Here is a 12429-nt window from a genome sequence, read left to right on the forward strand (position 1 = left end):
GGCGCGGAAGCCGCGGCAGACAGGATCGAAAGAGACGGTTTGGAGCGGTTGAAGTGATAGAAATTCGGAAGATTAGGTTGGCGGTTAGCACCTGAGGATTGGGTGCTGCTGGTAATTTTTGTCTTCGGCTCTTTGACATTGATGGTTTTACTGAAGAGATATGCGGGCGGTTTGGTCGATGATCGACTAAATGATCGTTTGCATATCGGCTCACTAGGGCGTCTAGCTCGATGATGTGAGTGTCAGCTTCACTGTTTGTCGGTTTCACGCAAGTGAGAACGGTAAGCAGAAAGCGTTTATCCAATTGGATAGACGATGTGCGAAGGTTCATGCGTCAAGGTTAGCGATGTAAATCGCTTTCAACTTGAGAGTTTGATCCTGGCTCAGAACGAACGCTGGCGGCAGGCCTAACACATGCAAGTCGAGCGAGATCTTCGGATCTAGCGGCGGACGGGTTAGTAACGCGTGGGAACGTACCCTTTGCTACGGAATAGTCCCGGGAAACTGGGTTTAATACCGTATGTGCCCTTCGGGGGAAAGATTTATCGGCAAAGGATCGGCCCGCGTTGGATTAGGTAGTTGGTGGGGTAATGGCCTACCAAGCCTACGATCCATAGCTGGTTTGAGAGGATGATCAGCAACACTGGGACTGAGACACGGCCCAGACTCCTACGGGAGGCAGCAGTGGGGAATCTTAGACAATGGGCGCAAGCCTGATCTAGCCATGCCGCGTGAGCGATGAAGGCCTTAGGGTTGTAAAGCTCTTTCAGCTGGGAAGATAATGACGGTACCAGCAGAAGAAGCCCCGGCTAACTCCGTGCCAGCAGCCGCGGTAATACGGAGGGGGCTAGCGTTGTTCGGAATTACTGGGCGTAAAGCGCACGTAGGCGGATTAGTAAGTTAGAGGTGAAATCCCAGGGCTCAACCTTGGAACTGCCTTTAATACTGCTAGTCTTGAGTTCGAGAGAGGTGAGTGGAATTCCGAGTGTAGAGGTGAAATTCGTAGATATTCGGAGGAACACCAGTGGCGAAGGCGGCTCACTGGCTCGATACTGACGCTGAGGTGCGAAAGTGTGGGGAGCAAACAGGATTAGATACCCTGGTAGTCCACACCGTAAACGATGAATGCCAGTCGTCGGCAAGCATGCTTGTCGGTGACACACCTAACGGATTAAGCATTCCGCCTGGGGAGTACGGTCGCAAGATTAAAACTCAAAGGAATTGACGGGGGCCCGCACAAGCGGTGGAGCATGTGGTTTAATTCGAAGCAACGCGCAGAACCTTACCAACCCTTGACATCCTGATCGCGGTTAGTGGAGACACTTTCCTTCAGTTCGGCTGGATCAGTGACAGGTGCTGCATGGCTGTCGTCAGCTCGTGTCGTGAGATGTTCGGTTAAGTCCGGCAACGAGCGCAACCCACGTCCTTAGTTGCCAGCAGTTCGGCTGGGCACTCTAGGGAAACTGCCGATGATAAGTCGGAGGAAGGTGTGGATGACGTCAAGTCCTCATGGCCCTTACGGGTTGGGCTACACACGTGCTACAATGGCGATGACAATGGGCTAATCCCAAAAAGTCGTCTCAGTTCGGATTGGGGTCTGCAACTCGACCCCATGAAGTCGGAATCGCTAGTAATCGCGTAACAGCATGACGCGGTGAATACGTTCCCGGGCCTTGTACACACCGCCCGTCACACCATGGGAGTTGGGTCTACCCGACGGCCGTGCGCCAACCAGCAATGGAGGCAGCGGACCACGGTAGGCTCAGCGACTGGGGTGAAGTCGTAACAAGGTAGCCGTAGGGGAACCTGCGGCTGGATCACCTCCTTTCTAAGGATGTTTCTAGTAGCTTGGCTTGCCTTGCTCGTGAAACACTTAGCATGAGGCTCAGTCAGAGCCTCAAACATATACGGCCAGGCCGTCCTCATATCTCTTCAGTAGTCGGAAAAATGCCAAGGGCTTCGGTCCAGGAATGGGTCGGTAGCTCAGGTGGTTAGAGCGCACGCCTGATAAGCGTGAGGTCGGAGGTTCAAGTCCTCCTCGACCCACCACTTTCCACAGTTTATGGGGCCTTAGCTCAGCTGGGAGAGCGCCTGATTTGCATTCAGGAGGTCAGGAGTTCGATCCTCCTAGGCTCCACCATAACTTCCGATGACAAAACCAAAGATGGAATTGATCCAATCAGATCAGCAAGACGTTCAAGTGATGAACGGTTTGCTCGTCCGATTGGACGGTTTGATATCGTATATAGAGATGAAATTAAACATCAGCATCGCGGGTTGCCCAAGTACGGGTGACAGCAGTTCGATCTGCAAGCAGCGATGTTGTTCAAGTCAAGTACACTAACCAATGTTGATGATCATAGATCATCAGCGGGAATAGTATGCATGCTTTTGATACAGGAAGAAGTCTATCTTCTTCTGGATCAAATCAAGCGCGAGAAGGGCGTTTGGTGGATGCCTTGGCAGTAAGAGGCGATGAAGGACGTGATACTCTGCGATAAGCCATGGGGAGCTGAGAATAAGCTTTGATCCATGGATCTCCGAATGGGGAAACCCACCTGAATGTTTGTTGTAATTACCTTGGTAATTTACAACGGGCATAACCAGGGACTTATTACCTGAATACATAGGGTTTTAAGAGCGAACCCGGGGAACTGAAACATCTAAGTACCCGGAGGAAAGGAAATCAATATGATACTCCGCTAGTAGTGGCGAGCGAACGCGGACCAGCCGAGCCTTGAGAGTGAGTAGAATGGTCTGGAATGTCCAGCAATATGGGTGATAGCCCCGTATACGAAGCTCAACAGGACGTATTAAGTAGGGCGGGACACGTGAAATCCTGTCTGAAGATCGGAGGACCACCTTCGAAGGCTAAGTACTCCTTACTGACCGATAGCGAACCAGTACCGTGAGGGAAAGGTGAAAAGCACCCCGACGAGGGGAGTGAAACAGTTTCTGAAACCGGACGCCTACAAGCAGTCGGAGGAGCCTCGAGCTCTGACGGCGTACCTTTTGTATAATGGGTCAACGACTTGGTCTTACGAGCAAGCTTAAGCCGATAGGTGTAGGCGCAGCGAAAGCGAGTCTTAAAAGGGCGACGAGTTCGTGGGATCAGACCCGAAACCGAGTGATCTAGCCATGTGCAGGATGAAGGTTGGGTAACACCAACTGGAGGTCCGAACCGACACCCGTTGAAAAGGGTCCGGATGACGTGTGGCTAGGGGTGAAAGGCCAATCAAACTCGGAGATAGCTGGTTCTCCGCGAAAGCTATTTAGGTAGCGCGTCGATTGTATTCTCCCGGGGGTAGAGCACTGCATGGATGATGGGGGCCCACAGCCTTACTGAGTCTAAGCAAACTCCGAATACCGGGAAGAACTGATCGGCAGACACACGGCGGGTGCTAACGTCCGTCGTGGAGAGGGAAACAACCCTGACCAACAGCTAAGGCCCCCAATTCGTGGCTAAGTGGGAAAGCATGTGGGACTTCCAAAACAACCAGGAGGTTGGCTTAGAAGCAGCCATCCTTTAAAGATAGCGTAACAGCTCACTGGTCTAGTCAAGAGGTCCTGCGGCGAAGATGTAACGGGGCTCAAGCCACGAGCCGAAGCTTTGGATGCACTGTGAAGTGCGTGGTAGCGGAGCGTTCTGTGATATAGAACGCTGCCTCCTTAGTATCCTCGGATACATTGGAGGCAATGTTCTGACTGTGAAGCCGGGCTGTAAGGCATCCGGTGGAGTGATCAGAAGTGAGAATGTTGACATGAGTAGCGACAAACAGGGTGAGAGACCCTGTCGCCGAAAGTCCAAGGGTTCCTGCTTAAAGCTAATCTGAGCAGGGTAAGCCGGCCCCTAAGGCGAGGCCGAAAGGCGTAGTCGATGGGAACCAGGTTAATATTCCTGGGCCGTGAGATGGTGACGGATCTGAACCGTTGTTCACACTTATCGGATTGTGTGGGCAGCCTACAGGTCCCTGGAAATAGCCTCTCTATAAGACCGTACCCGAAACCGACACAGGTGGACTGGTAGAGAATACCAAGGCGCTTGAGAGAACCACGTTTAAGGAACTCGGCAAAATGCCTCCGTAAGTTCGCGAGAAGGAGGCCCCATCGCTAGGCAACTAGTGGTGGGGGGCACAAACTAGGGGGTGGCGACTGTTTACTTAAAACACAGGGCTGTGCGAAGCCGTAAGGCGACGTATACAGTCTGACGCCTGCCCGGTGCCGGAAGGTTAAAAGGAGGGGTGCAAGCTCTGAATTGAAGCCCCGGTAAACGGCGGCCGTAACTATAACGGTCCTAAGGTAGCGAAATTCCTTGTCGGGTAAGTTCCGACCTGCACGAATGGCGTAACGATCTCCCCGCTGTCTCAAACGTGGACTCAGCGAAATTGAACTGTGTGTCAAGATGCACACTACCCGCGGTTAGACGGAAAGACCCCATGAACCTTTACTACAGCTTCACACTGGCATCAGGATTGTGATGTGCAGGATAGGTGGTAGCCTTTGAAACCAGAACGCCAGTTCCGGTGGAGGCATCCTTGAGATACCACCCTTCGCACTCTTGATGTCTAACCGCGGTCCGTTATCCGGATCCGGGACCCTGTGTGGCGGGTAGTTTGACTGGGGCGGTCGCCTCCCAAAGAGTAACGGAGGCGCGCGAAGGTGGGCTCAGACCGGTCGGAAATCGGTCGTTGAGTGCAATGGCAAAAGCCTGCCTGACTGCGAGACTGACAAGTCGAGCAGAGACGAAAGTCGGCCATAGTGATCCGGTGGTCCCAAGTGGGAGGGCCATCGCTCAACGGATAAAAGGTACTCTGGGGATAACAGGCTGATGGTGCCCAAGAGTCCATATCGACGGCACCGTTTGGCACCTCGATGTCGGCTCATCTCATCCTGGGGCTGGAGCAGGTCCCAAGGGTACGGCTGTTCGCCGTTTAAAGAGGTACGTGAGCTGGGTTTAGAACGTCGTGAGACAGTTCGGTCCCTATCTGCCGTGGGTGTAGGATACTTGAGAAGAGTTGCCCCTAGTACGAGAGGACCGGGGTGAACGGACCACTGGTGGACCAGTTATCGTGCCAACGGTAGTGCTGGGTAGCTATGTCCGGACAGGATAACCGCTGAAAGCATCTAAGCGGGAAGCCCCCTTCAAAACTAGGTATCCCTTGAGGGCCGTGGAAGACCACCACGTCGATAGGCTGGAGATGTAAGTGCAGCAATGCATTCAGTTGACCAGTACTAATTGCCCGATTGGCTTGATTTGATCCAGTAGTAGACAGACACTCCTACAGATCAAAATCATGCATACAACTTGACTTGCACGCTCTTTACTCGGTTTGGTGGTCATAGCGCTGGCTATACACCCGGTCCCATTCCGAACCCGGCCGTTAAGGGCCAACACGCCAATGGTACTGCGTCTTAAGACGTGGGAGAGTAGGTCACCGCCAAACCTAGCAAAGAGCGTCAATCATCTCTATATAACGATAACACCCCCCAAACGAGACAAACAATAACGCGGGATGGAGCAGCCCGGTAGCTCGTCAGGCTCATAACCTGAAGGTCGTAGGTTCAAATCCTACTCCCGCAACCAATGTTACTTGCATACCAACATCACCGCCAACACACCGCCTCGTATTCCGCGGGGTTTGCGCCGTTTCCGCCTCCTGCAACGTAAGATTTGAAGCCAGATCCCCCACAAGCGCGATCGCGTGCCCGTCCATGGCAGCGGCATCCGGCATCAGCCGTACCTGCGAAATCAACCCGCGAAGCGCCTCGCTCGCCTGAAGCTGGAGCGCCGGGTCTGACAGCGACGATGCCAGATCCGCCACTTTCGCCCGATAGGTCTCAGCGAGTCCCGGATGCAGGCGCAGGGCAGGGGGCTCGGGCGCCGCGGCAAGTGTCAACCGTGTCTTCTCGGCCTTCAGCGTCTCTATTCGTGCCTTCATCGATGGATCATACATCCCGTCTTCGACCGCCGCCAATATACCTGAAATCTTCCGCTCCAGCTGGGCAAGCTCACGCTCGGCCTTGGCGCGTTGCACGACCTGCCCAGCCAGCGCGTCGTTCCAGGCGCGGCGGTATTCTTCGACGAACAGAGCAATCAGCTCCGGGTGCATCAGGCGATCCTTCAGCCCGCCGAGCACGCGGGCTTCGAGGTCCTCTCGCCCGATGGTCGCGCGGTTGTCGCAGACTGCCAGTCCCTTGTTCCGGGAGACGGAGCACCCGTAGCGGGTGCGGTTGATCAGGATGTAGTTGCCACCGCAACAGCCGCATTTGATCAGGCCGGAGAGAAGGAACTTCGGTTGGCGCGCGAAATCGCGGCGCAGCGGTGTGTCATCCTGCGCGGTATGGTTCATCTCTTCCCGGATGGTGTCTTGCCGTGCCTTCACGCGGCGCCAAAGGTCATCTTCGATGATCCGTAGATGCTCGACCTCCTTGATGACCCATTCCTCGGGTGGATTGAGCTGGGCTTGACGCTTACCGCTCGCCGGATCCTTCACTAACCGCATCCCGTCTCGACTGTCTGGGTCTTTGCATGATCCGTATTGAGAGCCTCGATCTGCGACGTGGTGCTGGCGATGGCGGCAGCGATCCGGGTGGACTGCGCATCGGAAAGGCGTCCGCTATTTGTACGGAGGGGCATCTTTGGCCAAAGCCCGTGAAAATAGCGGTTTAGCGCAGAGGTTTTCAGGCGTATGGCATTGCGCCTGAAGATCGCCTCCGCGTGCGATGTGCTCAATCAGGCCGGTTCTCTGAACATCACCGGCCCGCTTGTGCCTGGATTTTGGCGAAAACCGCACCGGTATCGCGGCAATAAAAAACGGGCCGTTTGGCCCGTTTTTTATTAACTTAAGCGTTCGCTTATTTGCAGCGGCTTTCCGCCTCGCCCATTGCGGCGGTGAAGCCCATGAGCGAGAAGGTGTCCTGCGTTTGCGTGCCGCGCGCGGAATGGGCGGTCAGCTTGACATCGGCACCGGCTTTCAGCGCTGCGATGATCTTCTTGTCCTCGTCAGGAGAACCAGCCCATGCGCCCTCGCCATCGGTGAACAGCTTGAATGTGTTGCTGCCCACGGTCATATCCACGGTCGAGCCACCTGCGAAGGGATAGCCGCCCATGAAAGACACTTCGGGCTGTTTGCCCGGGCGGAAGGTGACGAAGAGCAGGATATCACCGCGGCGCACCTGAACCGGCTTGCCGTCTTTGGTGTTCACGGTCGTCTTCGGTGCCGAAACGCCCCAGCATTCTTTCGGGCTGTTTTCAACAAAGACGCTCCAGTCGGTTTCAGCAGCGACACGGTTGGTGGTTTCCTGCGCCAATGCAGGCAGGCTCATGGCCGCACAGGTCATCGCCACGGCAACAGTGGTGCGCAGAACGGAATTCATCATAGATACAGCCTCCAGCTGCTTGGTGCCTCGGTCCCGCCAGAATGGCTTATGCTCTTTTTCTTAGCGTGAAACGGATTTCAACTCGATTTGCGGATAGTAGCGCAAAATTGACCCTACAGGAAAGCCCCTGTGGATGAATTTCACATCATTGTTGAGGCATTCTTCCGATTTCCCGTGCATCTGCGCGCAAGCAGGCCGTGGATTTACCCTGCCAAATTCGTTAGACCAGCACAATCACGCTTGAGGCGGGTATTATTTGACCAGTGGGATGTCGCGCGATGAGACATTTTAAGACCCTAGAGGATCGCCAGACCGTCGAGGCCGAGATGTCCTGGCCCGACCGTCCCAAAGCGCCCACGATCCACCGCTTCCTTTCGCAGACGGCGCAGGCGCATCCGCAGCGCCCGGCGATTTCCTTCCAGCTGTTCTCGGCCCCCAAAGCCCCTGCCGAAACTCTGGACTGGGCCGCGCTTCTGGCGGCGGTGACCCGGCTGGCCAATGCGCTCCATGCACGCGGGATCGGGCAGGAGGACCGCGTGGCCTATGTGCTGCCAAATTGCAATGAAGCCGTGATCAGCTTTCTGGCAGGCACGGTGGCAGCGACGATCTTTCCGATCAACCCGCTGCTGGATGCCGAACATATCGCGGCGCTCCTGCGCGAGACCCGAACCCGTGTGGTGATCACCCTGCGCGCCTTTCCCCAGACCGATATCGCCCAGAAGATGGCGCAGGCCCTGGCTGATGCGCCCGAGGTCACCGATATCATCGAGATCGATCTGGCGCGCTATCTGCGCGGGGTCAAACGGCTGGCCGTGCCTTTCCTGCGGCCCAAAACGACGCGGCTTGAAAACCGCCGCTATCACGATTTCCATAGCCTCTGCGCAAGCCAGCCTGCGGACCGTCTGGTCTTTGATGATCCGCCCGAAGATCGTATCGCGGCGATTTTCCATACCGGTGGCACCACGGGCGCACCCAAGATTGCCCAGCATCGGGTCTCGGGGATGATCTATAACGGCTGGTTGGGCGGGCATCTTCTGTTCACCGAAGAGGATGTGCTGCTGTGTCCGTTGCCGATGTTCCATGTTTTTGCGGCCTATCCGGTGCTGATGTCGGCCATCGCCAGCGGCGCGCATGTCATCTACCCCACGCCCGCGGGCTATCGCGGGGCAGGGGTGTTCGACAATTTCTGGAAGCTGATCGAACGCTGGAAGGTGACCTTCCTGATCACCGTGCCCACGGCCTGTTCGGCGCTGATGCAGCGCAAGGTCGATGCTGATATCTCGTCCTTGCGGATCGCGATCTCGGGCTCGGCGCCGATGCCGCGCGAGCTCTATCACCGCTTCACCGCCGCCACGGGGGTCGAGATCGCCGAAGGCTACGGGTTGACCGAGGCCACCTGTCTGGTGGCCGTGAACCCGCCCGACGGGGTCAAGAAGATCGGCTCTATCGGTATTGCGATGCCCTATACGCAGGTCAGTATCCGGCGTCAGGAATACGGGGACGAGATCGCCTGTGCCGTGGACGAGATCGGCGAGATCTGTGTGCGCAATCCCGGGGTGGCACAGGATGCCTGCCCCAATGGCGAGGCCCGCCATACCGAAGACGGCTTCCTGCGCACCGGTGATCTGGGGCGTATCGATGCCGATGGCTATCTCTGGATCACGGGGCGGGCAAAGGATCTGATCATTCGCGGTGGGCATAATATCGACCCTGCGGTGATCGAAGAGCCGCTGGCCCGCCACCCCGCGATTGCCAATGCCGGTGCCATCGGCCAGCCGGATGCCTTTGCGGGCGAATTGCCCTGTGTCTATGTCGAACTCTGTCAGGGCCATCAGGTCAGCGAGGCCGAGCTGATGGCCTATCTGCGCGAGCATGTCCATGAACGCGCCGCCATTCCCAAACATATCGAAATCCTGCCGGAACTGCCGAAGACGGCGGTGGGCAAGATCTTCAAGCCCGAACTCCGGCGTCGGGCGATCCAGCGCGTGCTTTCGGATGTTCTGGCCGAAGCCGGACTGGCAGCGCATGTCGCGGAGGTGCGTCAGGACCGCAGGCGCGGGCTTGTGGCGCATATCCGGACCGCCCCCGAATGTGATCACGCGCAGCTGCGCCACAGGCTGGAGGAATTTGCCCTGCCTTACGAGCTGGAGGGCGCGGGCGTTACAGCAGATCCCAGATAAGCTTCAGCGCCAGCAGGCTCGAGGTGGCCACCAGCAGCGGGCGGATCAGTCGGGCCCCGTTTTTCATGGCCATATGCGAGCCCAGCCGCGCCCCGAAAATCTGCGCCACGCCCATCGAGAGCCCCATGATCCACCAAGGGGCGCCCATCGCGGCAAAGCCGATCAGCCCGCCGGTATTGGAGGCGAAATTCAGAAGCTTGGTATGAGCGGTGGCCTTCAGCACGCCATAGCCCGCCAGCATCACGAAGCCGATCATGAAAAAGCTCCCCGTGCCGGGGCCGATCAGGCCATCGTAAAAGCCGATCAGGGGCACGATGAAGGCGGTGAAGGTGGCGGGGGGCATACGCTGGGCGCGGTCCTCGTCCCCCAGACCCGGACGGAAGGCGAAAAAGGCGGCAATCGCGATCAGGATCACCGGCAGCGCATAACGCAGCCCGTCGGTCGGGATCTTCGACACAAGGACTGCGCCCAGCAGACCCGCACAGCCCGACAAAAGCGCCGCCTTCCATTGTGTCCGCAAATTCACATGCCCTGATCCGGCGTAGGATAAAGCTGCGGTGGCGGCTCCGAAGACGCCCTGCACCTTATTGGTGGACAGCGCCTGTAGCGGCGAGGCCCCTGCCATGATCAGGATCGGCACGGTGATCAGCCCGCCCCCTCCGGCAATGGCATCCACAAACCCCGCCAGAAAAGCGGCTCCCAAAAGCAGCATGGCCAGATCGAACGAGACTTCAAACACAGGAACCTCCCTAAGGCCGTATGGATGTGGGAAAAACAGGATCGCGACTGTCTGCCGGCCAGCAGGGAATGTAAAGAGGCGCAACCCGAAAGAGCGTTTGATGACAAGGCCGCGCAAAGCTCTTACTGTGCGGCATATTCTGTAACCGCCCGGATCTGACGTGCCCCATTATCCCCTGCTTGCCAGCTACACCGCCCCCGCCCGTGCCACCGCCGAACTCTGGCGCAGCCTTGTCGGGATTCTCGCGATTATGGCGATCTATGCGCTGGGGGCCTCGACCCTGATCGGGATGAGCCTCGCCCATATGACGGGGATGGCGCAGGTTTTCCGGTTGCAGGAAATTGCCACCGGCTCCAGCCCCTTTGGCGTCACCGTGCTGCTGGCAAGCTTTCTGCCGCTTGTGGCTGGCGTGCTGATTGTCACGCAATATCTGTGCAAACGCCCCGCCAACAGCCTGTTCGGCGCCGGATGGGGGGGCGATTTCCGCCGTGCCTTCTGGCCCTTGCTGGCGCTGGGGGTGGTAGTGGCGTGGATCGGTTCACGGGCACCGGATGTCGGTCATGCCACGGCGCTGTCGGCGGCGCTGCCGTGGTGGCCTGTGGTTATCCCGCTTGTCTTCGTGCAGATCTGTTCCGAGGAAGTGCTGTTTCGCGGCTTTCTGATGCAGCAGCTGGGCGCGTGGTCGAACAACAATGTCCTGATCAGCATGGGGGGGCCATCGATCCTGTTCGGGGTGCTGCATTACGACGCGGGCACCTATGGGGCACAGGCGCTGTGGCCGGTGATCTGGGCGGCGTTCTACGGTGTTCTGGCCTCGGATCTGACCGCACGGACCGGCAATCTGGGCGCGGCGCTGGCCTTCCATTTGGTCAATAACCTCTCGGCGATCCTGCTGGTCAGTTATTACGGCCATATCGACGGGGTTGCCCTGTTCAGTATTGTGGCGAACCTCCAAGATTTTAACACAATCGCCCCAGCAATGCTGGTCGATGGTGCGTCAATTACGGTTTCATGGCTTTTGATCCGCCTGAGCCTGCGGGTTTGAACGCTGGTTGATTGCATTTCTTCGCGACCCGTCTTATCTGGACCGCAATAGGAGCCAAAGGGGCCGCAAGAACATGAACTGGATCTCGAACTACGTCCGCCCGAAGATCAATTCGCTTTTCTCGCGCCGGGAGATCCCGGAAAATCTCTGGACGAAATGTCCGGAATGCGGGTCCATGCTGTTTCACCGCGAACTGGCTCAGAACCTGAATGTTTGCACGAATTGCGGCCACCACATGGCGATCAGCCCCCGCAGGCGCTTCGAGGCGCTGTTTGACGGTGGCATCTTCACCGAGGTGAAAGTGCCGGAGCCGATCGTCGATCCGCTGCATTTCAAGGACCAGAAGAAATATCCCGAGCGGATGAAAGCCGCCCAGAAGAATACCGGCGAGAAAGAAGCCATGCTGGTGGTCGAGGGCGAGATCGGTCGCACCCCCATCGTGGCGGCTGCGCAGGATTTCAGCTTTATCGGCGGGTCGATGTCGATGTATGTCGGCAATGCGATTGTGGCCGCAGCGGAACGCGCGGTGAAACTGGGCCGCCCGCTGGTGCTGTTTTCGGCCGCCGGTGGTGCGCGGATGCAGGAGGGGATCCTGTCGCTGATGCAGATGCCGCGCACGACCGTGGCTGTGGATATGCTGCGCGAAGCGGGACTGCCCTATATCGTCGTGCTGACCCATCCGACCACCGGTGGGGTGACGGCCTCTTATGCGATGTTGGGCGATGTGCAGATTGCCGAGCCCAATGCGCTGATCTGCTTTGCAGGCCCGCGTGTGATCGAGCAGACCATCCGCGAGAAGCTGCCCGAGGGCTTCCAGCGCGCCGAATATCTCTTGGATCACGGTATGTTGGACCGCGTGACGCCCCGCAAGGAGCTGCGTGAGGAACTGATCACCATCATCCGTATGATGATGAACATGCCGCCTGCGATCGCCGCCGATCTGCCTGCGCCGGAAATCAAGGCAGAGGTGCCTGAAGTGGCTGAGGAGGCGCCTGCCGCCGCCAAAGCCGCGCCCCAGCCTGCGGCGGACGCCAAGGGTTGACCTGTCGCGCCGGAGCGACCCGGCGTTTGCACGATATCGGCGG

At 57.6% G+C, this 12429-nt stretch carries 7 protein-coding genes, 3 tRNA genes and 3 rRNA genes; 9 read left to right on the forward strand and 4 right to left on the reverse strand.

All coding sequences use genetic code 11. The features are described 5' to 3' along the window. The first annotated feature begins 360 nt into the window (after positions 1–360). From AC2ISB_RS13025 to AC2ISB_RS13050, 6 genes are all read left to right on the forward strand, one after another. Positions 361–1828: ribosomal RNA gene (locus AC2ISB_RS13025) — 16S ribosomal RNA — on the forward strand. A 144-nt stretch (positions 1829–1972) separates the two neighbouring features. Further along, a tRNA-Ile gene (locus AC2ISB_RS13030) sits at positions 1973–2049 on the forward strand. A gap of 15 nt (positions 2050–2064) precedes the next feature. Then, a tRNA-Ala gene (locus AC2ISB_RS13035) sits at positions 2065–2140 on the forward strand. A 286-nt stretch (positions 2141–2426) separates the two neighbouring features. Further along, a 23S ribosomal RNA gene (locus AC2ISB_RS13040) occupies positions 2427–5257 on the forward strand. 72 nt (positions 5258–5329) lie between these two features. Further along, a 5S ribosomal RNA gene (gene rrf, locus AC2ISB_RS13045) occupies positions 5330–5444 on the forward strand. Together the 16S, 23S and 5S rRNA genes with 3 tRNA genes alongside form the textbook arrangement of a ribosomal RNA operon. A 63-nt stretch (positions 5445–5507) precedes the next feature. Continuing rightward, positions 5508–5584, forward strand: a tRNA-Met gene (locus AC2ISB_RS13050). Here the strand turns inward: AC2ISB_RS13050 and AC2ISB_RS13055 are convergent. The 3 genes from AC2ISB_RS13055 to AC2ISB_RS13065 form a co-directional block, all read right to left on the reverse strand. Next, positions 5541–6503 (reverse strand): recombinase zinc beta ribbon domain-containing protein, encoded by a 963-nt coding sequence (locus AC2ISB_RS13055; protein ID WP_486576802.1) that lies wholly within the window; start codon positions 6501–6503, stop codon positions 5541–5543. The genes AC2ISB_RS13050 and AC2ISB_RS13055 overlap by 44 nt on opposite strands. Next, complete coding sequence (locus tag AC2ISB_RS13060) at positions 6494–6637, reverse strand: hypothetical protein (protein ID WP_486575350.1); 144 nt, start codon at positions 6635–6637, stop codon at positions 6494–6496. Before AC2ISB_RS13060 ends, AC2ISB_RS13055 begins: the two co-directional genes overlap by 10 nt. Positions 6638–6855: 218 nt before the next feature. Beyond that, positions 6856–7377: an invasion associated locus B family protein gene (locus tag AC2ISB_RS13065; RefSeq protein ID WP_406721625.1), complete on the reverse strand. Its 522-nt coding sequence runs from the start codon at positions 7375–7377 to the stop codon at positions 6856–6858. A gap of 281 nt (positions 7378–7658) precedes the next feature. On the opposite strand from AC2ISB_RS13065, the gene AC2ISB_RS13070 reads away from it, so the two are divergent. Beyond that, a complete protein-coding gene (locus AC2ISB_RS13070; protein WP_486575351.1) occupies positions 7659–9560 on the forward strand; it encodes an acyl-CoA synthetase in 1902 nt (633 codons plus the stop codon). Here the strand turns inward: AC2ISB_RS13070 and AC2ISB_RS13075 are convergent. Next, positions 9541–10299 (reverse strand): TSUP family transporter, encoded by a 759-nt coding sequence (locus AC2ISB_RS13075; RefSeq protein ID WP_339108670.1) that lies wholly within the window; start codon positions 10297–10299, stop codon positions 9541–9543. The two genes, AC2ISB_RS13070 and AC2ISB_RS13075, sit on opposite strands and share 20 nt — an antisense overlap. 160 nt (positions 10300–10459) lie before the next feature. Here AC2ISB_RS13075 and AC2ISB_RS13080 point away from each other — a divergent pair, with 160 nt between their 5' ends. Beyond that, positions 10460–11344, forward strand: coding sequence for a CPBP family intramembrane glutamic endopeptidase (locus tag AC2ISB_RS13080; RefSeq protein WP_486575353.1), 885 nt, complete (start codon positions 10460–10462; stop codon positions 11342–11344). A gap of 73 nt (positions 11345–11417) precedes the next feature. Next, a complete protein-coding gene (gene accD, locus AC2ISB_RS13085; protein ID WP_486575354.1) occupies positions 11418–12386 on the forward strand; it encodes an acetyl-CoA carboxylase, carboxyltransferase subunit beta in 969 nt (322 codons plus the stop codon). Positions 12387–12429: the final 43 nt, after the last annotated feature.

It is taken from the genome of Thioclava sp. NS-SX20 (genome assembly GCF_057380695.1).

Coding starts and splice junctions, on each gene's coding strand:
- AC2ISB_RS13055 (WP_486576802.1), bottom strand. CDS start 6,503: ATGCGGTTAGTGAAGGATCCGGCGAGCGGTAAGCGTCAAGCCCAGCTC.
- AC2ISB_RS13060 (WP_486575350.1), bottom strand. CDS start 6,637: ATGCCCCTCCGTACAAATAGCGGACGCCTTTCCGATGCGCAGTCCACC.
- AC2ISB_RS13065 (WP_406721625.1), bottom strand. CDS start 7,377: ATGAATTCCGTTCTGCGCACCACTGTTGCCGTGGCGATGACCTGTGCG.
- AC2ISB_RS13070 (WP_486575351.1), top strand. CDS start 7,659: ATGAGACATTTTAAGACCCTAGAGGATCGCCAGACCGTCGAGGCCGAG.
- accD (WP_486575354.1), top strand. CDS start 11,418: ATGAACTGGATCTCGAACTACGTCCGCCCGAAGATCAATTCGCTTTTC.